The following is a 23,069-nucleotide window of genomic DNA, read 5'->3' on the forward strand; positions in this document are numbered from 1 at the left end:
GGCGTCCTGCACAGGGAAGGGGCGCCTCCCGTGCATCACGCTCAACCCCGCCTACCCGTCCAAAAATCTACAACGTAAAGGCGGTAGCCTGGCGGGCGTGTCCCAGTCGTACCTCACCCTCGCGACCGGCGTCGAGCACGAGACCGAGGTGCGCCGCTCCCGGTTCGTCTGCGCGCTGGCCCCCGCCCGTACCGTCGAGGAGGCCGCCGCGTTCATCGCCGCCCGCCGCCGCGAGCACGCCGGCGCCACCCACAACTGCACCGCGTACGTGATCGGCGGGCGGCTGCAGAAGGGCGACGACGACGGCGAGCCCGGCGGCACGGCGGGCACGCCGATGGTCCAGGCGCTGGTCGGCCGGGGGTTCAACGACGTGGTCGCGGTGGTCACCCGCTATTTCGGCGGCGTCCTGCTGGGCGCGGGCGGGCTGGTGCGCGCCTACGGGGGAGCGGTGACCGAGACGCTCGACCTGGTGGAGCCGGTGCGGATGGTCCCGGCCAGGCTGGTGAGCGTCTCGGTGGCCCACGACCAGGCCGGCCGGGTGGAGAACGACCTGCGCGCCTCCCGCTACGCGCTGCGCGAGGTGACCTACGCGGCCGGGGTGACGTTCTCGGTGGCGGTGGGGGAGGACGAGGTGGCGGCGTTCGGCGAGTGGGTGGCCGCGCTGACGGCCGGCCGGGCCCGCGTCGAGCTGGGCGAGGGCGTGCACGTGCCCGGCTGAGGCCGCTCAGCCCTCCAGGGCGTACTGCATGACGCGGAACTTGGCCTGGGCCTCGGCCAGCTCGGCGGCCGGGTCGGAGTTGCCCATGATGCCGCCGCCGGCGAACAGCCGGGCGCGGTTGCCCTCGATCAGCCCCGAGCGCAGGGCGATGCCCCATTCGCCGTCGCCGTGGGCGTCGATCCAGCCGACCGGGCCCGCGTAGCCGGCGCGGTCCATGCCCTCCAGCTCGCGGATGACCTTGATGGCGGTGTCGGTCGGGGTGCCGCCGACGGCGGCGGTGGGGTGCATGGCGGCCACCACGTCGAGGACGGACGCGCCGTCGGCCAGCCGCCCGGTGACGTGGCTGGCCAGGTGCTGGACGTTGGGCAGCACGAGGAGTTCGGGCTCGTCGGGGGTGTGCAGCGAGGAGCAGAGGGGGGCGAGGGTCTGGCGCACGGAGGCGATGGCGCACTCGTGCTCGTGGCGGTCCTTCTGGGAGGCGAACAGCGCGGCGCCGCGGGCGACGTCGTCGGCCGCGCCGGTGCCGCGGGCGGTGGTGCCGGCCAGGACGAGGGACTCGATCTCCTGCCCGGTGCGGCGGATGAGCAGCTCGGGGGTGGCGCCGACGAGGCCGGCCACGGAGAAGGTGTAGCACTCGGGGTAGCGCCGGGCCAGCCGGGTCAGCAGCAGGCGTACGTCGATGGGGTGCTCGGCGGTGGCGAGCAGGTCGCGGGCGAGCACGACCTTCTCCAGTTCGCCGTCGCGGATGCGGCGGGCGGCCCGGGCGACGACGTGCTCCCATTCGGGGGCGGTGAGGCTGCCGTCGCCGTAGCTGATGCGGCCGGGCTCGCGGATGGGGCTGAACGTCTCCAGCGGGGCCTCGCCGACGGTGGTGAGCCAGGCGCGGCCGCCGCGGCGGGCGAGCACGGCGCGGGGGACGACGAGCACGGACCCGGGGGCGTCCTCGTCGAAGGTGAAGCTGCCGAAGGCGACGGGGCCGGAGCCGGAGCCGGGGGCGCGTCCGGCGTCGTCGGCGGGCGCGTCGCCGAGGACGGTGCGCAGCCACTCGCGGGCCCAGGCGAAGCGGCCGGGGCCCGGCGGCACGGCGACGCGGGCGGCCTGGCCCCATCCCACCAGGCCCTCGCCGTTCCTGATCCAGGCGTAGGGCGCCGTCTTCGGGAGGGATGCCAGCAGGTCACCGGGGTCGCCGACAGGGGTGGTGCGAACCGGTAGCGGGCGGGTTGTTCCGAGCGCGACACTCACTCAAGACACTCTATGCGGGAACTGAACACGTTCGACTCGGACCCCCGTGAATGCGGTGTTACTGCCCGCGAGCCAGGAAATAACCGGATCTTGACGTTTATTGAGGGCGCCCCGCTCGCGGACGCACTGTCAAGCGGCGATACGAAGACGGTCCTGAAATGGCAGACCTCGCCGGAAGGTCATGGTGCGACCTTGATCCACTCCCTACCTTGGGGCCATGATCGGTCGTCTGTCCCCAGTCGTCACCGCCGTCCTCGTTCTGGCCGCCTCGGGTCCCGCGCAGGCCGTCGCCGCAGCTCAGCCCGTCCCTGAGACGATGGCGGCGCTGGGCGACTCGATCTCCACGGGCTTCAACTCCTGCGGCTGGTACGTCTCCTGCGCGGCCCGTTCCTGGGCGGCCGGCGACAACTCGCAGGTGGGCAGCCACTACTTCCGGCTGCGGAGCCTGGCTGGAACGCTCCAGCGGGAGAACTTCGCGGTGCCCGGCTCGACGAGCGCCGAGCTGCTCGGCCAGGTCAACCAGGCGATCGCGGCGAAGGCCGATTATGTGACGATCCTCATAGGCGCCCAGGACGCGTGCAAGCGCACCGAGCGGGAGATGACGCCGGTCGCGCTCTACCGCCGGCGCATGGACGCCGCGCTGTCGGCCCTGCGCGCCGGCATGCCGCAGGCCAGGGTGTTCATCGCCAGCGTCCCCGACCTGCGGCGGTTGTGGCAGGTCGGCAAGGGCAACCCGCTGGCCCGTACGTTCTGGACCGTCGGCAGGATCTGCCAGACCATGCTGGCCGACCCGGCCTCGACGAAGAAGGCCGACGTCGAGCGGCGGGCCCGGGTGCGGGCGCGGGTGATGGCCTACAACAAGGAGGCGGCGCTGGCGTGCGCGGCGATGGGGCCCTCCTGCGACACCGACGAGGGCGCGATCTTCTCCTTCCCGTTCACGCTCGACCACGTCAGCAAGTGGGACTTCTTCCACCCCAACCTCGCCGGGCAGAAGGCGCTGGCCGAGCAGACGTTCGAGCACGGCTTCGTCTGGGAGGACCCGCGCTAGCCCGGTCCTCCGCAGAGATCTCGTAGGTCCGGGCCGCCGGTCCCGGTGAGTGGCCGCCTCTCGGCGCGCGGGAAGAAATGCCGCGTGCGCCGCGAAGGATGGGTGAAAGTGATGATCACCCACCGGAAGGCACACTCATGACGGACACCGGCACATGACCGCCGACGTGGGCGAGCAGGTGACCGACGCCGACCTCGTCGCCGGCTACCGGCGCAACCCTGAGCTGTTCACCGCCGTCTATGACCGGTATTTCCATGACGTCTACCGGTACGTGGCGGGACGCCTCGGCGCCCAGGTGGCCGAGGACATCGCGGCGGAGACGTTTCTGCTGGCGTTCGACCGGCGTGACCGCTTCGACCTGGGACGAGGTGCCCTGCGGCCCTGGCTGCTCGGCATCGCCACGAACCTGGTGGCCCGGCATCGCCACAAGGAGGCCCGCCGGTACAAGGCGCTGGCCCGGCTGGACCCCGTGCCGGTCGTGGAAGGGCACGAGAACCGGGTCGTCACCGCCGCGACCGCGCAGCCGTACCTGGCCATGGCGCTCGCCTCGCTGAACGGCGGCGAGCGTGACGTGCTGCTGCTCCTGGCGCTGGGCCAGCTCAGTTACCTCGAGATCGCCCAGGCGCTCGGCATTTCCCTCGGCACAGTGGGGTCGCGGCTCAGCCGGGCCCGCGCCAAGATCCAGGCCCTCACCGACAAGGAGACCACCCATGAATGACCTGGAAGAGATCGCCACCTTGCTGGAGGAGCCGGAGCCGTCCGCCGGGGCGGTCGCGCGCGGCAGGGAGCGCCTGGAGCGAAGGGCGCTGGCGGGCCGGGCGCGCCGGCGTGCCGGCTGGTTCGTCCCGGGAGTGGCTCTGGCCGCCGCCGGTGCCGTCGCGGCGGTCGTGCTCGCCACGGGGGCGCCCACGAACGACGGCGCACCGGTCACGGGCAAGGAGGTCCTGCTCATGGCCGCCGTCAGCGCGGAACGTACGCCCCAGGGCTCCGGGACGTACTGGCACGTCACGCGTCGGTGGCTCGGGTCGGACGCCCCGCCGATAGAGAGCTGGACCCGGCGCGACGGCAAGCGCTGGACCAGGGCCGTGCCGGGGGATCCCGCCGGCGCCGTCATCCAGGCGCCGGCCTGGAAGTCGCTCAGCCTCAAGGGCGCCAAGGTGAGCTTCGAGGAGCTCGAAGGGCTGCCGACGGAGCCGGAGGCGCTGAAGGCGTGGCTCGTCGCGCGCAAGGGCGAGGGGAGGGACATGTCCGCGTCCGAGCTGCGCGGCGATCCCACGCTCACCCTGCTCGCGCTGATCACCGACCTGCCGACGCCCGCGGAGGCCCGCTCGGCGGCGTTCCGCGCGCTCGCCGCGACACCGGGGGTGGAGAACGCGGGCGCGGTCGAAGGCGGCCAGCGTCTGCGCTTTCCCAACCCCGACGGTGGTGGCGACATCGAGCTGGTCATCGATCCCGAGACGGCCCGGGTGGTCCGGGCCAACCTCGTCCTCGTCGACGACGGCGACGCGGCGTTCAGCGCCGACTTCATCTCCGTGACCACCGAGTGGACGGATCAGCTTCCTGCGGTGCGGAGCTGAGGCGGGATTCCGTGCGCCCCGCGGGTGAGTGCGGCCGCTGACGGGCCTGCTCACTCGTCCGCCCCCGGGCTGGAAGGCCCGGGGGCGGACGAGTCGTGATGCGCCGGGAGCCTCAGCTCACCGGCCGTACGGGTCAGCCCACGGCGTAGGCGCGGGTCACCGTCTGGGTGACGCCGTTGCCCGCCTTGTCGGTGACGGTCGCGCGCAGCGAGACGTACCCCGCGGTGGCGGGGTTGTCCAGCCGTGCCGTCCAGCCCGATCGGCTCGCCCGGACGGGCACCGGTCGCCACGTCCTGCCGTCGTCGGCGGACGCCTCCAGCCTGATCGAGGAGACCGCCGCCCGGCCGGCGCCGGGAGCGCGCCCGACCTGGATCGGTATGGTGGTCCGCGATCCTGGCGTGGCGCGGTTGGCGTCATCGAGACCCTGTGGCGCGTAGCGCACGGCCATCAGCGGCAGCGGCTCGGGCTTCGCCGTACGGGCGGAGCGGAAGGTCCAGACGGCGTCGACCGCCGTGGACAGATTCGCCTCCGGCCGCCGGGAGGAGGCGGTCAGCGTGTAGGCGGCGTCGGCCTGCGGCAACGTGGCGGTGAGCGTGCACTCCTCGCTGCGGTAGGGGAGGCAGCCGGTGATGCCGGTCGTGGCGATCTCCGTTCCGTTCCCGGTCAGGGTGAGGGTGCCGGTCGCGGCCGCGTCCATGCCGGTACGTCCGGCGACTCCGCTGCTGTACAGCCCGTCGGCGGGGAAGGCCAGGGTGTCGCCGGCCCGGCTGCCGCCGGAGACGGCGAACGAGGGGCCGGTCACCGCGGCGTTCCAGAGCTGGGTGAAGTTCCTGTCGCGCACCGGGCCGGTGCCGTGCTCGATCAGGCCGCCCGTGCTGAACTCGTCGTTCCACGCGAACCCTGGGGTGAGGTACCGCGTCAGGCTGCTCGGCAGCGGCATGTCCTCCCACGTGCTCATTCCCGGCGAGAGGACGTCGCCGGGCAGCACCGGCCCCGTGTTCAGCGTGCCGGTGGCACCCGGGACGGTCGAGCGGTAGGTCTCGGTCGCCTTGACCATGTCCCGGGTCCGCGCGGCGTACCCGGGGTTGTCGGGGAAGCCGTCCGTACGCTGGTCGACGAGGTCGTAGCGGTACGGGCTGGGCGTCGTGTCCTTCTTGGTCCAGGCGGTCTGGGCCAGGTAGGTGAGCCCCGGCTGCCGCACCGGGACGAGGTAGAAGCCGCCGGAGTAGCCGAACGCGATCATCGCGGTTCTCCAGGGCCCGTTGACCACGGAGAGGGAGAGCGCGGGATCGGGGACGGCCGTGGGGTCGTCGACCGTGAACGTGATCCGCTTCGCCTTGCTCCCGTCGACCGTCAGCGACACGTCGGCGTCGTCGATCTCGAACGGCCGGTGCGCGAACGTCAGGCTGTGTTCCGCCTTCCCCCAGATCTCGGTGTAGAGGTTCCAGCGTCCCTTCGGCAGCCTGATCGTGGCCGTGTCGCCGTGGAAGACGAGGGTGCGCTGCGTGCCGGTCGCCTGGTCGTAGACGCGGCCCTGTACGCCGTCGGCGGTCGTCCCGTCCCTGCCCCGGACGGTCACCGTGACGTCATGGGACTCCGGCTCCACGTAGGCCCCGGCCGGGGTGCGGACCACCGTGTCACCGGCGGTGGCGGTGACGATGCCGGGATGGTCGCCGGGGCCCTTGCCCTCGGCGTCGATCGTCACCGTGACCGCCGCCTGCCCGCCCGCGGGCACCTCCAGCCGTTGCGGCGACAGCGTGAGCACGTCGGAGTCGGCCGCGAGGTCCAAGGTGACGGGCGTGGCCCCGGTGTTGCTGTAGGTGATCTTCCCGGTGGCCCGCCGCTCGCCCGGCTGCTCCCAGGGGAACGCGGCCCACACGCCGGTGGGAGCGGCGATCACCTCCTGGGCCAGCGAGCGGAGCACGTCCACCCGCCCGGTGCCCTGCTGGTACGGCGTGGCGCCGCCGGTCGGCCGGGCACTGCCGACGAGCGCCGCCTTGAGCTGCTGCCCGCTCCAGCCGGGATGGCGCTGGGCGAGGATGGCCGCCGCGCCCGCCACGTGCGGGGTGGCCATCGACGTGCCGCTCATCGCCACATGGGCTTCGTCGGCGGTGCCCGCCGCGGCGGCGGCCACGATGTCCACGCCGGGCGCGGTGATGTCCGGCTTGACCGCATGGTCGCCGATGCGCGGGCCCGTGCTGGAGAAGGGGGCCAATTGGTCGGAGCGGTCCACCGCGCCGACGGTCAGCGCGGCGTCCGCGCTGCCGGGGCTGTTCACGGTGCCCTCGCCGCCGTCGTTGCCCGCGGCCGTCACGAACAGGGTGCCCGTGGCCTGCGACAGGGTGTTCACCGCCTGCTCGATCGGGTCGAGGCCGGGTTCGTCGGGGCCGCCGAAGCTCATGTTGACGATCTTGGCCTTGACCTCCGTGGCGGCCCACTCCATCCCGGCCAGGATCCCGGAGTCGCTGATCCTCGTGCCCAGCTTGCCGAAGGCGATGCGGGCTCCCGGCGCCACGCCGCGATACCGCTCGCCGGCACCGGCGATGATCGAGGTGACGTGCGTGCCGTGGCCGAGACGATCCACGATGTCGGGCTCGTCGGAGAAGTTCCGCGACTGGGTGACCACGTCCTTCAGGTCGGGATGCGTGGGGTCGTACCCGCTGTCGAGCACGGCGACCGTGACGCCCTGTCCGGTGAATCCCCGCTGCCACGCCTCGGTCGCGCCGATCTGCCTGGTGCTGCGGTCCAGGGTGTACGAACGCCGGCCGTCGAGCCAGATCCTGCCCTTGTTCGCGGCCAGCGTGGACGCCCCGCCGAGCAGGCTACGCCACGCCTCGCCCGCGCCCGTCTTGGCCACCCGCTGGGCTGTCATGTTCAGGCTGGTCAGCCGCCGGGTGGTCGCCGCGCCCCGCAGCGCGGGGGCCGTGCCGTGCGGCGACTGTGTGATCAGCGGGATGTCGGGGGTGTCCGCGTCGCCGTAGCGCCAGGCGAGCAGCTGGGTGACATCGAACAGCCGCTCGTCCAGCACCCCCTGGGCGACCAGGGGCGCGGCGTCGGAGGGGACGACGTACAGGTGCCCGTCGCGGTACCCGGAGGAGAAGTGCACCTCCCGGGCCGTGCCCGGCTCCACCAGGAAACTCCGGCCCGTGACCACGACACGGTCGCCGGTCAGCAGCGTCACACTGCCCGCCGTGCCCGAGCGTGGCTGCCCGGGGCCTGTCCGGCCGGCGTCGGCCGTGCCGGTCCCCGTCGTCGCGCCCATGCCCAGCGTGCCTGCCAGGACCGCTGCCAGCAGTCCTTTGCCTAACGTCATTGATCCTCGCAAGAAGAGAAATCGATCGCTTTCTCCTCTTGTTCCGAGAAAGGTGGATTCTTCTTCCCTGGGCCCTGACGCGGCGGGCCGGGGCTAGCGGCACTGCGCGAGCATGGCGTTCTTGTCGGCCCTGGTCACCGGCAGGTCGTACTTGAGTGCGACCTGGGCGAAGCGGGTGACGTACGCGCAGCGGACGCGGCGCTGGGGAGGCAGCCACCCGGCCGGGCCTGCGGCGTCCTTCTCCTCGTTGGCGCGGCCGTCGACGGGTAACAGGTTGAGCGGGTCGTTGGCGAAGTCGAGGCGTTTCGACATCGGCCAGCGCGGCGCGCCCATGCGCCATCCGTAGTTGAGCGGCACGACGTGGTCCACCTGCACCTCGTCGGCCTGGGCCTTGTGCCAGGAGATGAGCCGGCCGGTGTAGGGGTCGGTCAGCTCCATGGCGACGACCTCGCAGCTCGACCCCGGCCGGTACTCGACGCCGGTGCCGTCGCGGGCGAGCAGGTCGTCGCGGGTGCGGCAGCCGTTGCGGGCGTAGGGGACGCCGGTGGCGGTGTCGGCCCAGTTCTCGCCGTACCGGCTGCGGGCGTAGCCGGTGTTGGGGCCGCGGCCCTTGACGCGTAAGCGGCCGATGAGGGTACGCGCCCTGGCCTTGTCGCCGTCGGACAGGACGGGGGCGAGGCCGGGCAGCGTCCCGCTGGCGTTGCTCAGGGGGCTGGCGGCGGTGGCGGCGGGGCTCTTGGCACTGCCGACGAAGGAAACGACGATGACGGCTCCGGCGAGGATCGCGATGGCGTCCTTCGTGCTCAAGCAGCCCTCCGTGGCTCCCGTAGGCGAAGTTGTCTAGAGAATTCCCGCCATCGCCGGATTTGACACAGGAAGGCTTCCCTCACTGATCACGCTGCCGCCGCTTTCAGGCGGTGGCCGATCCGCCCTGGTACCCCCTCGCCGGACAGGCCGGTGCCAAGGTGGTCACGCCCCACCTTCGGACGGCCGCAGCCGCAGGGCGGCGCGCTTGGCGGCGGCGCGGTCGAGCGCCTGCCGGGCCAGTTGGGCGCCGTCGGAGGTGAAGCGGTAGTAGCGGCGGCGCGGGCGGCCCTCCTCGCGCGGATCCAGTTCCTCCCAGCTCGACTCCAGCCAGCCGAAGCCTTCGAGCCGGGCCAGGATCGGATGGATCGTGCCGCTGGGCAGCTCGGCCGCCGAGCGGATCTCCAGCCCGTACATGGCGCGGGCGGGGTCTTCGAGCAGGGCGCGGAGAACGAGCATGGTCGGCATGGTCATGCGAGGGAGGCTTCCCATGCTCTAACTCTACCTAGGGGGTCGCGGGCCGCCAGATCCCCGGCGCCCGTCTTCGCCGAGCCGGCGGACTTCCCCGGCTCGGCGGTGTGACGTCCGTCCGCTAAGCCCGGGGTCCGGCCGGCTCGGTGGCCTCGACGGGCGCGGTGGTCTCGGCGGCCTCGGGGGCGGGGCGGGGCGGGCGGACGTACGTGCCGTTGCGGCGGGCCACCAGTTCGGCCAGCAGCTCGTCCCACTTCTGGCCCACCGCGTCCACGTCGTACGTGCGCGCCGTCTCCAGCGCGCCCGCCGCCAGCGACCGGCGCAGCGGCTCGTCCTCGATGACCCGCATGATCGAGGCCGCCAGGTTGGCGTTGGTACGCGGCTTGACCAGCAGCCCGTCCACCTCGTCGGTGATCATCTCCTTGGGCCCGTGCGGGCTGTTGAAGCTGACGATGGCCAGCCCCTTGGCCATGGCCTCCAGGATCGTCATCGGGAAGCCCTCGTGCCGCGAGCTGAGCACGAAGATCGACGCCTTCTCCAGCTCGGCCCCCACGTCACTGGTCGGCCCCGGCAGCTCCACCTTGCCCTGGAGTCCGGCCTCGACGATCTGCGCCGCCAGGTTGTCCTCCTGCGGCCCGGCGCCGAAGATGCGCAGCTTCCAGTCGGGGTGCGCGGCGGCGACGGTCTCCCACGCGGTGATCAGCCGGTGGAAGCCCTTGAGCCGGGTCATCCGGCCCACGGCGACGACGACCTTGGCGTCCAGCCTGGACACCTCGCCGCTCATCGGCGGGACGGCGTTGGGGATGCGCGCCAGCTTCTTCGGCTTCTTCGGCAGCGTGCTGCGGTAGTCGCGCAGGTCGGCCTTGGTGAGGGTGACCAGGGCGTCCATCCGCCGGTACCGCCACTTGATCAGCTTCTGCATCGGCTCGGCCTGGGTGCGCAGGGCCACGTGCTCCTGCCCGATGGTGATCACGCCCGGCTGCGCTAACTGCGCCATGGCCAGGTTGAGCCCGGGACGGGTGGCCATGAGCACGCCGCTGTCCAGCGAACGGATGAAGCGGGCCAGCTTGTAGTCGGTCCACAGGTTGAAGCGGTGGTAGGCCGTCTCCTCCGGCGGGATCAGCTTGCTGGGGAACTTCGACAACATCGCCCGCAGCGGGTCCGGGCTCGGCTTGAGCCGGTCGTCGAGGAAGCGGAAGCGCACCCGCGGGTCGATCGGGAAGAACGGCTCCTCGGCCTCCTTCAGAATGCTGACGATCTCGACGTCGTGCTTCTCGGCCAGGTAGCCGGCCAGGTTGAACACCGTCCTGATCGTGCCGCCCATCCCGTTGGCGTGCAGGAGCAGGATTCGGATGCGGTCGGTCGACGGCGGCGGCGCGTTGCGTGCCTTGCGGCGGTTGTACCCCCGGTACAACCGGACCATCGCCGACTTCCCCCTGCGTGCCAGTGCGCGCACCTGGACGATCCCCCTTGTGCTCGGTTGCATTCGCATACGCGCGGGGCCGGTCGTCAAGCCGCGCGCGAGCGGAGTGCACATGTCATCCCCTGTGCGCTTTCCCCGCCTATGATCTTTAGACGCCCAAGAGGTTCCTAAGGTTGCATACCTGGCCGATGCGACGGATCCGGCGTATGCGGCGAATGCTCGGCAAGCAGGCCGAGGGCGACGTCGATGGCCCGCTCAAGCTGCGTGTCCACGCCTTTGGCGTAGTCCTGCGGGGTGATGTCCACCTCGATGTCGGGATCCGTGCCGTAGTTCTCCACCTGCCAGCCGACGTCGTCGAAGGCGAAGGAGAACTCCGGCTGCGTGGTCACGGTCCCGTCGGCGAGCCGGTGGCGCGGCCAGATGCCGATCACCCCGCCCCAGGTGCGCTTGCCGACCAGCGGGCCCAGCTTGAGCAGCTTGAAGGTGTGGCTGAAGATGTCGCCGTCCGAGCCCGCCCACTCGTTGGTGATGGCCACCAGCGGCCCGCGCGGCGACTCCGGCGGGTACGGCTCCGGATCCCCCCACCGCGGGTAGTCGTAGCCGAGCCGCCGCCTGGCCAGCTTCTCCAGCAGCAGCGCCGAGACGTGCCCGCCGCCGTTGAAGCGCACGTCCACGATGAGGGCGTGCCGGTCGTACTCGGCCAGGAAGCCGCGGTGGAACTCGCCGAACCCCTCGGTGCCCATGTCGGGGACGTGCAGGTAGCCGATGCGCCCGCCGGAACGCTCGTGGCACTCGGCGCGGTTGAGGTTCACCCAGTCGCGGTAACGGGCCGGCTGCTCGTCGGCCAGCGCGCGCACGGTCACCGTGAACACCCGCTCCGCGCGCCGCAGGGTCAGCTCCACCTCCTCGCCGGCCTGGTTGACCAGCCGCTCGTTCGGGGTGGCCGCGCGGCCGATGGGCGCGCCGTTGATGGCCAGCACCGCGTCCCCCGGCAGCACGTCCAGCCCCAGCCGGTTCAGCGGCGAGGTGGCCTCGGGGTCCCACGGATCGCCGGTGACGATCGCGTGCACGTGGTAGACGCCGTCGCGGTAGTCCCAGTCGACGCCCAGCTTGCCCTGGCTGTAGTCGGGCCCGGGACGGTACTCGCCGCCGCTCTCGTAGGCGTGGCTGGTGCCCAGCTCGCCGTGCAGCTCCCACAGCAGGTCGGAGAACTCGCCCCGGGTGGTGACCCGGTCCACCAGCGGCTCGTAGCGCCGGTAGACGCCCGGCCAGTCGACGCCGGCCATGTCCTCGGTCCAGAAGTTCTCCCGCTGCAGCCGCCACGCCTCGCGGAACATCTGCCGCCACTCCGACTCCGGCGCCACCGACACCTTGATGCGCGACAGGTCGATCCAGCCGCTCTCGCGTCCCGGCGGGTCGTCGTCGTGCTCGGGCACCTCGCCGGCCTTGACCACGCGCAGCCGGCTCCCGGCCCGGTACAGCAGCGTCTTGTGGTCGCGGCCCAGCTCGAACGCGGTGACGCCGTCGGCGAACGTCTCGTTCCTGCCCTTGGCGAAGTCGTACAGGTGCAGGGTGTTCTCGCCCTCCAGCGGGCTGGTCAGCAGCAGCGCCTTGCCCTTGAGCCCGGCCACCCCCTCGTAGCGGCCCTCCGGCAGCGGGAAGGCGGTGACGCGGGCGGCCAGCCCGTCCAGGTCCACCCGGACGGCCTCCTCCGGCTCGTCCTCCTCCTCGTCCTTGCCGTTGAGCGGGCGCCGCGCGGGCACGAACGGGTCGGGCGCGTCGGCCCGCAGCGCGATCGCGTACGGCCGGGTGCCCAGCGGGAAGCCCAGGTCGAACTGCAACTGGTCGTAGACGGGCGAGAAGACCCGCTGGCCGATGAAGTACAGGTAGCGGCCCTGGGGGTCGAAGGCCGGCATCGAGTCCTTGAGCACCGGCTCGGAGGCGGCCACCGTCCGGCCGGTCTCCGGGTGGTGCAGCTTGATCGCGGTCGTCTGGGCGTTGAGCGGCCCGGCGTAGGCCAGCCACTGGCCGTCGTGCGACCAGGCCGGGTCCTCGGGAGGGCCGTGCGGGTTGCGTTCCACCAGCGTGGCCGTGCCCGTCGACAGGTCCAGCAGGTACAGCTCGTGGCGGTGGTTGACCACGGCCACCCGGTCGTGCGCGGGGTCGGGGACCAGCTCGTTGATCCGGCCCAGCCGGGCCACCTCGACGCCGCAGCCGCCCTCGTGACCCTCCAGGACGACCAGCGTCTCCTCGTCGGACTCGCCGCTGGCCGCGGCGATCAGCCGTACGCCGTCGTTCAGCCAGGTCAGGAAGCGGTAGCGGACGCCGTCCGGCTCGCCGTGCTGGCTCACTGGGCCCTCCCAGTCGGCCATCGCGTACGCCTTGCCGCGCGAGGTGATCGCCAGCGCGCTGCCGTCCGGGCTGAGGGTCGCGCTGTCGAGGTAGTCCTCGGCGTCGACGAACCGGCGGTTGCGCTGCGTCCTGGAGCTGGCCAGCCGCACCTCCAGCCGCCTGGGCTCGTCGTCCGGCTCCAGCAGGTACAGGTCGGCGCCGGCGTGGTAGACCAGCCGGTGGCCGTCGCCGGACAGGTTGCGCGCGTAGTAGTCGTCGTGGTGGGTGTGCTTGCGCAGGTCACCGCCGTCCGGCAGGCAGGAGTAGACGTTGCCGACCCCCTCGTGGTCGGACAGGAAGCAGACCCGCCGGCCGCTCCAGCACGGCGAGGCCAGGTTCCCCGGCAGCCGGATCAGCCGCCTGAACTCGCCGTCGCCGTCGGTGTCGATCCACAGGTCGCCGACCGTGCCGCCGCGGTAGCGCTTCCAGCGCGCGGGGTCGGCGGTGTTGCGGCCGAGCACGATCATCCCGTCGGGGCCGTGGGCGATCGAGTTCGCCGGTCCGTACGGAAGCCGCTGCGGCACCCCGCCCGGCGCCACGCGGTGCAGCCACTTGCGCCCGGCGAACGGCTGGGACTGGTCGCTGGCGTACAGGATGCGGCCTTCGTGGTCCCAGCCGGTGACCGTGCAGCGGGCGCCGTGGAAGGTGACCCGGCGCGCGGCGCCGCCGACGGCCGGCATCACGTAGACCTCCTCCGGGCCCTCCTCGCGGCCGACGAACGCGATCTGGTCGCCGCGCGGGGAGATGCGCGGGTAGCCGGCCTCGGCCGCGCCGGCGGTCAGGCGGAACGCGCGGCCGCCCTGGGCCGAGACCATCCACAGGTCGTCCTCGGCGGCGAAGACCACCACGTCCTGAAAGACAGTGGGAAAGCGGAGATAGGCCGACATGTGCGCAGCTCCTCTTCCACCGGACAGCCGGGGGCCGCCGGCCCCCGGCTGCGCGATTCACCTCACGGGGTCATCCCTCGTCGGTCCTTCTGGTTTCCTTCTTGGTCTCCTTGGCCTGCCGGCTCGTCTTGATGGCCTGCTTCTTGGCCTTGCCCGACTTGGTGGCCGGTTTCTTCTTCGTGTCAGCCATCGTCTTCCCCCTGAAACGGTTGCGCCCGATTGGCACACTATGGCGAATTAATACCCATCTATCCCCGATATCCGACATACCGCCTATCGTGCGCTAATCGGGCGATCTCCGGACGGACGCGACCACCACACCCCCTCACCGTGCGACAGCCCCGGCAGCCGCCGCTCGACCTCGTGCACGGCCGCCGCCGGGATCTCCCCTTCGAGCACCCACGTCTCGGCCCGCCTGCTCGTGCCGTCCAGGACCGCGCCCAGCCCGGCCAGGCGGGCCGACACGGCGGCGAAGGCGTCGGCGGGCACCTCCAGCTCGAAGCGGTGACACGGCTCGTACACCCTGGTCCCGGCCCTGCGCAGCGCCTCGGCCAGCACGACCCGCGCCTGCCCGCGGAAGTCGCCGGCGGTCGTGATCGGGGAGGCGTAGCCCGTCGCCGTCAGCGTGACCAGCACGTCGGTGACCGGCCATCCCCGCGGGCCCGCGCCCAGGCTGTGCCGCACGCTCTCCTCGATCGCCCGGTGGAAGGCCAGCGGCAGCGAACCCAGGTCGACCTCCAGCCGGTAGAGCACGCCGGAGCCCGGCGGTGCGGGCTCGACCCGCAGGCCCACGGTCGCCATGAACGCGTCCCGGGCCTGGCGCATCTCCTCCCTGGCCGCGCCGGTGCCCGCCGGACGCTCGAAGTGCACCGGACGGCTCGGCTCGAACTCCGCCTCCACGCCGAAGTCCCTGACCAGGGTCTCGCCGATGACCTCCTTCTGGACCTCGCCGTACAGCAGGACCGACGTCTGGCCGCCGGGGAGCGTACGGGTGCCGATCAGGGGGTCCTGCTCGGCCAGCGCGACCAGCGCGGCGTGCAGGCGCGGCTCCTGGCCGGGGACCCGGGGGCGTACGACGGTCTCCAGGCTGGGCGGCGTGAAGTGGGCCTGCCCCACCGGGCCCGGCTCGCCCAGCCGGTCGCCGACCCTGATCTCGGGCACGCCCCGGACCGTCGCGATGTCACCCGCCACCGCCACCCGCCCCCGGACCCCACGACGGCCACCCCGCTCGGCCGCCCCTCGTACGCGTGGACGCCCCCACCCGGCTCTCGCCGCAGAAACGTCACCCGCTCCCGCGCCCGAAGCTCCCCGCCCCACATCCGCAGATACGCGATCTTCTCCCCACCCCGCCCCCGCTCCACCCCAAACACCACCCCCACCGCCGCGCCAGCCGCACCCGTCGCCGCCGCACCCGCCGCCGCGCCACCCGCCGCCGCGCCACCCGCCGCCGCGCCACCCGCCGCCGCGCCACCCGCCGCCGCGCCACCCGCCGCCGCGCCAGCCGCACCCGCCGCCGCTGGAGCGGTCGCTGCCGGCTCCGTCGCTGCCGTCGCGGGCGTTGCCGTCGTAGCTGCAGCCGTCGTGGACGTGGACGTGGCCGTCACGGGCGTGGTCACCGTCGCCGCAGGCGTCGCTGTCCCTGTCGCTGTCCCTGTCGCCGTCGCCGTCGCCGTCGCCGTTGCGGGCGCGGTCGTCGCGAGCGTTGCCGTCGTGGCCTTCGGCGTCGCGCGGTCGGTGCCTCCGTCCCGGCCGGTCGGCGGCTGGGGAACCGCGGGCAGCAGCCGGACCGCCCCGAGCAGCTCGGCCACCCCCTGACCGGTGATCGCCGACCCGAACAACACCGGATGCGCCTCGCCCGCCGCACACTGCGCCGCAAGCGCCTCCCGCACCCGCTCCGCCCCCGGAACGACGTCGTCGACGAGCAACTCCAACAGCCCGTCATCCCCCTCAGCCAACACCTCAGCCGCCACCATCCCAGCGTCCTCGACGCCATACTCCCCGTCGACCCCTGCATCGGCCCGCACGTCGGCCCGCACGTCGGCCCGCACGTCGGCCCGCACGTCGGCTCCTGCGTCGGTCCGCGCGTTAGCCGCCGCGTCGGCCCCTGCGTCGGCTCTGAGGTCGGCCCTCGCGTTAGGCCCCGCGCTGTCCTCCGCCTCGGGCCCTGCCTCGGGCCCCGCGGTGAGCTCCGCGCTGTGCTCCGCCTCGGGCCCCGCGGTGAGCTCCGCGCTGTGCTCCGCGTCGGGCCCCGCCTTGGGCCTCGCGTCGGCCTCCGCGTCGGCCCTCGCCTTGGCGGGTTCGACCTCGACGGGCCCACCGGCCCGCACCACCTCCTCCGAGCCGCCGCCCGCCACCCCTGGACGGAGAGTGACCCCCGAGGCCGGGGGAGTGGGGGCGAGGGGATGAGGGGTGGGGGCGCTTGGGGTGGTGCCGAAGGGGGGCGGGGCGAAGGTGAAGGGGTGGACGGTGGCGGCCGGACCGCCGATGCCGCTCACCGTGTTGAGCGGAACCGCCCGCGGCGACAACCACCGCCGGATCTCGGCGAGCACCCCCGCCTCCCGGGCCCCCATCCGGTCGATCTTGTTCACGAAGATCAGCGTGGGCAGCCGCAACCGCCGCAGCGTCTTCATCAGGACCCGCGTGTGCGGCTGCACGCCCTCCACGGCCGACAACACCAGGACGGCGCCGTCGAGCACGCCGAGCGCGCGTTCGACCTCGGCCACGAAGTCGGCGTGGCCCGGCGTGTCCACCAGGTTGACCCGCAGGTCGCCCATGGTGAACGAGGCCACCGCGGAGCGGATGGTGATGCCGCGGCGGCGTTCGATCTCGCCGCTGTCGGTCTGCGTGCTGCCGTCGTCGACGCTGCCGAGGCGCGCGATGACCCCGGTCTCGAACAGCAGCCGCTCAGTGAGGCTGGTCTTGCCCGCGTCTACGTGCGCGAGGATGCCGATGTTCAGGATGTGCATGAGTGGTGGAGCCCTCGAGAACTCTCGTGCCAATGGGGCGCTGGAAGATCTCTGGGCGGCGCCGCATCTCATGCTCCTGAACGTCGTCCGGCTGGTGCCCGGTCATCCTGACACCGGGACGGGCCGGCGGGCCACCGATTTAAACCGGGTCACAACAGGCGAAGCTGCTCCGGCTCGACGACGGCGGCGACGGTGTCGGGCGTTCGGCGGGGCGGTACGCGGCGGGCCATGGCGGGGGTGGCCCTGCCGACCCCGTGGCGTCGGGCCAGCTCCTTGACCTGGGCGACGACGCGGTCCTGGTAGGAGGCGGGGGCGTAGGCGCCGCGGCCGTACAGCTCCAAATAGCGCGGCACCAGGCGCGGGTGCTCACGCCCGAGCCAGCTCAGCCACCACTCGCGCGCCCCCGGCCGCAGGTGCAGGACGATCGGGGCGATATGGGTGGCGCCGGCCTCGGCGATCTCCTTGACCGTGCGTTCGAGCTGGGCGGGGGAGTCGGTCAGGTACGGCAGGATCGGCGCCATCAGCACCCCGCACGCCACGCCGTTGTCGTTGAGCGTCGCGCACGCCTCCAGCCGCCGGCGCGGGTTGGGCGTGCCGGGTTCGACCCCGCGCCACACCGCCTCGTCGACGAACCCGACCGACATGCTCGTGCTGACGTCGGTGACCTCGGCCGCCTCGGTGAGCAGGTCGAGGTCGCGCAGGATCAGCGTGCCCTTGGTGAGCACCGAGAACGGGTTCGCGGCGTCGCGCAGCGCGGCCAGGATGCCCCGCATGAGCCGGTAGCGGCCCTCGGCGCGCTGGTAGCAGTCGACGTTGGTGCCCATGGCCACGTGGTGGCCGCCCCAGCGGGCCGCGGCCAGCTCCTTGCGGGCCAGCTCGGCCGCGTTGACCTTGACGACGATCTTCGAGTCGAAGTCGGCCCCGGCGTCGAGGTCGAGGTATTCGTGCGTCTTGCGGGCGAAGCAGTAGACGCAGCGATGCCCGCACCCGCGGTAGGGGTTGATCGTGTACTCGAACGGCACCCGGCTCGCCCCCGGCACCCGGTTGATGATGGTCCGGGCCTGGACCTCGTAGAAAGTCATGCCCCTGAACTCGGGCGTGTCGAACGTACGGGTGACCGCGCCGCGGGCGAACAACGGCACGGCCGGATCGGCCTGACCGGGGCCGGTCAGGCGCAGGTTGTCCCAGCGCATCCCATGATTAGAACAAAAGTTCGAGCGTGATCGCAAACCGAAAAGAGGCGGTAATTAGGGGGTCACGTCAAGGCTAATGATCTTCATGGTTGGGGAGGAACACGCCACAGTGCTTGCGTTCCGGAGGTGCGTCTATGGCCTGGTCGCAGGACGAGGAACGACTGCTGGCCCAGATCGAGCAGCACCTCGTCGACGACGATCCACGTCTCGTCGCCCGGCTCGAGTCGTTCAACGAGCGGGCCCGTCGCAGCGAGGCGCGGGCGAAGGGGCAGCCGGGCCACAGGCGGCCACGCCGGTCGACGGTCATCATCGTGATCAGCTGGGTGCTCATCGCGACGCTGGTGGCCACCCTGCTCATCATGGTCCTCCAGCACGAGGCCGCCACCGCCGTGGCGCTGGCCGCCTCGCGCTGACCGCTCCGGGGCTGCTCCCGGACCGGTCCCGGATCGTTCGCGGGTCGTTCGCGGGTCGTTCGCGGCTTTCGGTCGCGCCTCAGGCCGTGCGCACGGTCGGCTCGTGGCGTACCGGGAAGTTGACCGAGGCGGCGATGAAGCACGCCTTGTGGGCGTCCTCGTGCAGGCGGGCGGCGGTCTCGGTCATCTCCGGCGCGGCCACGGTCACCTCGGGGCGGAGCACGACCTCGGTGAAGTGGCCGCCGGCGCCGCTCTCGGCCATGGTGCCCACCGCGTGGTCGGCGTACGCGGTGACCACGACGCCCGCCTCGCTGCACAGGTGCAGATACCACAACATGTGGCACTGGGAGAGCGAGCCGACCAGCAGCTGCTCGGGGTTCCACCGGGCGGGGTCGCCGCGGAAGGCGGGGTCGGAGCTGCCCGCGATGACCTGTCGGCCCTCGGTGGACAGATCGTGGTCGCGGTCGTAGTCGCGGTAGCCGCTGGTGCCGGTGCCCCGGTTGCCGGTCCAGGTGACGGTGGTGGTGTACGTGTGGTGGCGGGTCATGCGGGTTCGTCCTTGCTGTGAGTGACGGCGCGGGTGTCGAGGACGTGCGCGCGGGCGATGGCCGCGGCGTCCTGCGGCCGGGCCTCGGTGATCGCGGCGAGAAGCTGTTCGTGCTGGCCGGAGACGTGTGCCGGACGGGACGGCGGCGCCAGCGAGCGCAACGTGGAGACCTGGATCTGGTCCCACACGCGCTCCAGGGTGTGCAGCGCGATGGCGTTGGCCGCCAGCTCGGCGATCCGCCGGTGGAAGCGGCGGTTGAGCCCGACGGCCTCGCCGAGCCGGCCCTGCGCGGTGGCGGCCGCCGTGGCGTCGGCGACCTCGCGCAGCGAGGCCAGGTCGGCGGGGGCGATGCGGCCCTCGCCCTGGCGGGTCGCCGCCAGCTCGGCCGTGAGCGCCTCCAGGGCCGCCCGTACCTGGTAGGCGTCCTCCAGTGCGGACGCCTCCAGGGCCACGACGACCACCCCGCGCCCGGCCGGGCGCACCAGGCCGTCGGCGGTCAGCGCTCGCAGCGCCTCGCGCACCGGGGTGCGGCTCATCTCCAGACTCGCCGCGACCTCCGTCTCGGTCAGTTTCACCCCCGGCGGGTAGGTCCCGTCGAGGATCAGCTCCCGCAACCGGCTCCAAGCCACATCGCTCTGCACGGACACGACTCTAGCGCTTTGCATACATTGCATGCAATGCATGCGACGGCTCCAGACCGGTGGGGAACGCACGGAGACAGGAGGCTCGCGAAGGAGGGGGCGGAGGTCATTGGGAAGCGGGCGGGAGGGGTCAGAGGCCCTTGGAAGAACGGGCAGGAGGAAGGGGCAGAGGCCCTTGGAGGAACGGGCGGGAGGAGCGGGTCAGAGGCCCTTGAGGAAGGTCGCCGCCACCGGGGCCGCGACCTTGCCGCCCGTGCCGCCCCCCTCCACCACCACCGCGAAGGCCACGTCGCCCTTGAACCCCATGAACCAGGCGTGGGTGTCGAGCTTGTCGCCGGTGCCGAACTCGGCCGTGCCCGTCTTGCCGTGGGTGCCCGCGGGCAGGCCGCTGCCCCTGGCGGTGCCCTTGGAGACCACGGCCGCCATCATGCTGTGCAGCTGCTCCTTGACCCCCTTGGGCAGCGCCTGCTCGCCGGCCTTCTGCTTGATCGACGGCACCAGCGTCGGCGGCCGCCACGTGCCGTCGGCGATGGCCGCGGCGACCGAGGCCATCGACAGCGGGCTTGCGGTGATCCTGGCCTGGCCGAAGGACTCGGCGGCCAGCTCGGCGTCGGACTGGGCCCGCGGGAAGCTGGCCTTCGTGGCCGGCACGCCGAGGTTGAGCGGCTGGTTGAAGCCGACGCCTTCTGCCGTCTTGAGCAGCTTGTCGGCGCCCAGCCGCTGTTCGGCCAGCGGCGCGAAGGTGGTGTTGCACGAGTGGGCGAAGGAGTCGAGGAACGACAGCGAGCCGAACTCCTCCTTCTCCGAATTGCGGATCTTCAGCCCGCCGACGGTGGCGTACATCGGGCAGGTGACCTTGTCGGCGGGCGACAGGCCGGCCGCCAGCAGGCCGATCGCGGTGACCGCCTTGAACGTGGAGCCGGGCGGGTAGCGGCCGTCGAGGGCCCGGTTGAAGCCGCCCTGGTTGTTGACCACGGCCAGGACCTCGCCCGTGGAGGGCCGGATGGCGACCATGGAGGTGGGCTTGGGGACGTCTTTGACCGCGGCCACGGCCGCCGCCTGCGCCCGCGGGTCGAGCGAGGTCTCCACGGGTTTGCCGTCGGTGCCCTCGATGGTGCCGAGGGTCTTGCCGCCGAGCTGGATCTGCGTGGTGGGGGTGCCGGCCAGCCGCTTCTGGAACGTCTCCTGCAGGCCGCCGCGCCCGATCGCCTGCCCCGGCTTGTAGGAGGTGCCGAGCTTGGCGACGTCCTTCTTGGTGGCCTTGTCGAGGTAGCCGACGAGCTGCTGAACCGAGCCGCCGGACGTGCCGGTGTCGATGCGGTCGCCGTCGGCGTCGGTGATCTTCGCGCGCTGCGGCCAGCTCGTCTTGACGGCGAACGCCGCGCCCGAGGTCATCTGCGGGTGCAGCGTGGTGGGCCGCCAGTCGATCTTCCACATGCGGTCGGCCACCACGAGGTCGAGCTGCCCGTCGTAGGACCAGGAGCCGATGTTCTTCAGCGCCAGGGTCGCGGTGTAGGGGACCTTGGCCCGGCCGTCGCCCTCGACGACCCGCCCCAGCTTGACCGTGGCCGACTCGACGCCGAGCGCGGCGCGCTGCTGGTCGTAGGCGGTGAGCTGCTGCTGGGTGGCCAGCTCGGCGGTCATGGCGGCCTTGTCGCCGGCCTGCCAGGCGGCGGCGAAGCGCTGCGCCGTCTCGCCCGGTGTGCCCTTGGTGCGTAGCAGGTAGTAGGCGCCCCCGCCCGCGGCCCCCGCCACGAGCACGGCGGACACCGACACGATCGCGATGGTACGGCCCCGCGCCACTGGTCAGCCCCCCGGTCCTCGACGTCAGGTGTCAGAGCCTAGCGGTGACCGGTCACGTCGTTCCATTGGTGGTCTTGAAACTGGAGGCGTACGCGGGCACGTACTCCTGCCCGGACAGCTTCTGGACGGCCTCCATGACCTCGTCGGTGACCCGGCGCCGGTCGCGCGCCTTGGTGTGGTCGCCCTCGAAACGCAGGGGCCGGCCGATGGAGATGCCGATCTTGGCGGGCCTGGGCACCTTGGCCCCGACCGGCAGCACCTTCTCGGTGCCCTTGAGCGCCACCGGCAGCACGGGCGCGCCCGTCTTGAGCGCCAGCCAGGCCACGCCGACCTTGCCGCGGTAGAGGCGGCCGTCGGGGGAGCGGGTGCCCTCGGGGTGGATGCCGAACAGCTCGCCGCGCTCCAGCAGCTCGGCGGCGGCGTCGAGCATGGCCTGGGCGGCGTGGGCGCTCTCGCGGTCGATCGGCAGGCTGCCGCCCAGGCGCATGAAGAAGCCGGAGACGGGGTTGCCGTCGAAGTACTCGTTCTTGGCGGTGAACGTGACGTGCCGGGGGAGCAGCGCGGGCAGCAGGAAGGAGTCGAGCACGGAGAGGTGGTTGGCCGCCAGGATGGCCGGGCCGACCCTCGGCACGTTCGCGGCGCCGGTGATGTGCGGCCGGCACATCGCGTGGGCGAGCGGCGCGGCGGCGAACTTGACCACTTCGTACAGCAACGGGCTCTCCTGGATCATGGGCAGTCAACCTTGCCACCCTAAGGCAGCGGGACACCCGGAAAGCTTTAAGGCCGATGTGGTGGTCGCCTCCTCGGCGAGGTGCACAACACGGTTCCAGCCGAACGGTATTCCGTGAAGGCGGTAATTTGCGGCCCGGGGGACACAGCCACATCGGCATTTCCGAGTTAAGCACAGCCTCTGGCGTTGGAGGTAATCGTGCCCGCCGCATGGGCCGCGCGTGACCTGCGCGCCGCAGCTCAGGGGCGGGCGGGGCCGTCCATGAGCAGCGCGTAGGCGTGTTCGGCGGCGCGCATCGCGTCGGCCTCGGCCTCGGCCAGGGGACGGCCCCCGGCGAGCTGCGCCCAGGTGCGGCGGGCGAGCACCCGCTGCACGGTCAGCGCCTGCGCGGCCAGCAGCGCGGCGGTCAGCTCGTCCATGCTCTCGGCCAGGGCCTCGGTCAGCTCGGCCTCGTCCTGGGTCATGTGGTGGAACAGGCGGACGGCCAGGCTGGGCGTGTCGAACACCATGCGGTGGAAGGCCAGCACCTCGGGGTGGTCGTTGAGCCCGGTGACCGGGTCGTGGGCGGCCAGCCCGTCGAGGTGGTGGCGGCGCAGCGCGGCGACCGGGTGCTCGCCGGGCGCCCGTCCGCGCACCACGCGGGCGGCCTCGCCCTTGTGGTCGGCGAACCGGTGCAGGACGAGGTCCTCCTTGGTCGGGAAGTACTTGAACAGTGTCGGCTTGGACACCCCGGCCGCCGCCGCGATCTCGGTCACCGGCACCTCGTCGAAGCCGCGTTCCAGGAAGAGTGCGATCGCCGCCGTCGAGATGGCCTCGTGCACCCGCTGCCGCTGCAGCTCCCGCAGTCCCGTCATGACCGCAGTCTAGCAAAGTGTTAACCTGGTTAATGTCTTAACCGAGTT

Annotated in this window: 19 protein-coding genes; 5 read left to right on the top strand and 14 right to left on the bottom strand. The window is 72.3% G+C overall.

Features of this window, described 5'->3' with window-relative positions:
• Positions 1-97 precede the first annotated feature (97 nt).
• Positions 98-718: a YigZ family protein gene (locus ACNF49_RS23900; RefSeq protein WP_482945030.1), complete on the top strand. Its 621-nt coding sequence runs from the start codon at positions 98-100 to the stop codon at positions 716-718.
• 6 nt (positions 719-724) lie between these two features.
• Here the strand turns inward: ACNF49_RS23900 and ACNF49_RS23905 are convergent, their stop codons facing one another.
• On the bottom strand, positions 725-1,960 hold the full coding sequence (locus ACNF49_RS23905) for an isochorismate synthase (RefSeq protein WP_357977459.1): 1,236 nt from the start codon (positions 1,958-1,960) through the stop codon (positions 725-727).
• A gap of 217 nt (positions 1,961-2,177) precedes the next feature.
• Between ACNF49_RS23905 and ACNF49_RS23910 the strand changes: the two genes are divergently transcribed.
• The 3 genes from ACNF49_RS23910 (at position 2,178) to ACNF49_RS23920 (ending at position 4,585) form a co-directional block, all read left to right on the top strand.
• Entirely contained in the window at positions 2,178-3,008 is an 831-nt protein-coding gene (locus ACNF49_RS23910; protein ID WP_482945031.1) for a GDSL-type esterase/lipase family protein, read from the top strand.
• A 154-nt stretch (positions 3,009-3,162) separates the two neighbouring features.
• On the top strand, positions 3,163-3,726 hold the full coding sequence (locus ACNF49_RS23915) for an RNA polymerase sigma factor (protein WP_357977465.1): 564 nt from the start codon (positions 3,163-3,165) through the stop codon (positions 3,724-3,726).
• Positions 3,719-4,585, top strand: a complete 867-nt coding sequence (locus tag ACNF49_RS23920; protein ID WP_357977468.1) for a CU044_5270 family protein — start codon at positions 3,719-3,721, stop codon at positions 4,583-4,585. Before ACNF49_RS23915 ends, ACNF49_RS23920 begins: the two co-directional genes overlap by 8 nt.
• Before the next feature lie 133 nt (positions 4,586-4,718).
• Here the strand turns inward: ACNF49_RS23920 and ACNF49_RS23925 are convergent, their stop codons facing one another.
• The 8 genes from ACNF49_RS23925 to ACNF49_RS23960 all read right to left on the bottom strand — a co-directional run bounded on the left by ACNF49_RS23925 (position 4,719) and on the right by ACNF49_RS23960 (position 18,033).
• The gene (locus ACNF49_RS23925; protein ID WP_482945032.1) at positions 4,719-7,898 is read right to left on the bottom strand and encodes a S8 family serine peptidase; all 3,180 of its coding nucleotides are present in this window, start codon (positions 7,896-7,898) and stop codon (positions 4,719-4,721) included.
• 93 nt (positions 7,899-7,991) lie between these two features.
• On the bottom strand, positions 7,992-8,705 hold the full coding sequence (locus ACNF49_RS23930) for an HNH endonuclease family protein (RefSeq protein ID WP_357977474.1): 714 nt from the start codon (positions 8,703-8,705) through the stop codon (positions 7,992-7,994).
• A gap of 162 nt (positions 8,706-8,867) precedes the next feature.
• Entirely contained in the window at positions 8,868-9,194 is a 327-nt protein-coding gene (locus ACNF49_RS23935) for a PadR family transcriptional regulator (RefSeq protein WP_498702914.1), read from the bottom strand.
• 100 nt (positions 9,195-9,294) lie between these two features.
• Positions 9,295-10,629 (bottom strand): glycosyltransferase family 4 protein, encoded by a 1,335-nt coding sequence (locus tag ACNF49_RS23940; RefSeq protein WP_357977480.1) that lies wholly within the window; start codon positions 10,627-10,629, stop codon positions 9,295-9,297.
• A 134-nt stretch (positions 10,630-10,763) separates the two neighbouring features.
• Positions 10,764-13,874, bottom strand: coding sequence for a S41 family peptidase (locus ACNF49_RS23945; protein WP_482945034.1), 3,111 nt, complete (start codon positions 13,872-13,874; stop codon positions 10,764-10,766).
• 273 nt (positions 13,875-14,147) lie between these two features.
• Positions 14,148-14,699: a hypothetical protein gene (locus ACNF49_RS23950; protein WP_482945575.1), complete on the bottom strand. Its 552-nt coding sequence runs from the start codon at positions 14,697-14,699 to the stop codon at positions 14,148-14,150.
• A 173-nt stretch (positions 14,700-14,872) separates the two neighbouring features.
• Complete coding sequence (locus tag ACNF49_RS23955) at positions 14,873-16,840, bottom strand: GTP-binding protein (RefSeq protein ID WP_482945035.1); 1,968 nt, start codon at positions 16,838-16,840, stop codon at positions 14,873-14,875.
• 149 nt (positions 16,841-16,989) lie between these two features.
• Positions 16,990-18,033 (bottom strand): Rv2578c family radical SAM protein, encoded by a 1,044-nt coding sequence (locus ACNF49_RS23960; RefSeq protein ID WP_482945036.1) that lies wholly within the window; start codon positions 18,031-18,033, stop codon positions 16,990-16,992.
• 134 nt (positions 18,034-18,167) lie between these two features.
• On the opposite strand from ACNF49_RS23960, the gene ACNF49_RS23965 reads away from it, so the two are divergent.
• Positions 18,168-18,446, top strand: coding sequence for a DUF3040 domain-containing protein (locus ACNF49_RS23965; RefSeq protein WP_357977490.1), 279 nt, complete (start codon positions 18,168-18,170; stop codon positions 18,444-18,446).
• A 79-nt stretch (positions 18,447-18,525) separates the two neighbouring features.
• Here ACNF49_RS23965 and ACNF49_RS23970 read toward each other — a convergent pair whose 3' ends face one another.
• The 5 genes from ACNF49_RS23970 to ACNF49_RS23990 form a co-directional block, all read right to left on the bottom strand.
• The gene (locus ACNF49_RS23970; protein ID WP_357977493.1) at positions 18,526-18,993 is read right to left on the bottom strand and encodes an OsmC family protein; all 468 of its coding nucleotides are present in this window, start codon (positions 18,991-18,993) and stop codon (positions 18,526-18,528) included.
• Positions 18,990-19,634, bottom strand: a complete 645-nt coding sequence (locus ACNF49_RS23975) for a GntR family transcriptional regulator (RefSeq protein WP_357977495.1) — start codon at positions 19,632-19,634, stop codon at positions 18,990-18,992. Before ACNF49_RS23975 ends, ACNF49_RS23970 begins: the two co-directional genes overlap by 4 nt.
• A gap of 201 nt (positions 19,635-19,835) precedes the next feature.
• A complete protein-coding gene (locus ACNF49_RS23980; RefSeq protein ID WP_357977499.1) occupies positions 19,836-21,410 on the bottom strand; it encodes a penicillin-binding transpeptidase domain-containing protein in 1,575 nt (524 codons plus the stop codon).
• A gap of 79 nt (positions 21,411-21,489) precedes the next feature.
• Positions 21,490-22,167 (bottom strand): lysophospholipid acyltransferase family protein, encoded by a 678-nt coding sequence (locus ACNF49_RS23985; RefSeq protein WP_357977502.1) that lies wholly within the window; start codon positions 22,165-22,167, stop codon positions 21,490-21,492.
• 239 nt (positions 22,168-22,406) lie between these two features.
• Positions 22,407-23,021, bottom strand: coding sequence for a TetR family transcriptional regulator (locus ACNF49_RS23990; RefSeq protein WP_482945037.1), 615 nt, complete (start codon positions 23,019-23,021; stop codon positions 22,407-22,409).
• Positions 23,022-23,069 lie beyond the last annotated feature (48 nt).

This window comes from Actinomadura sp. ATCC 39365, from assembly GCF_054392275.1.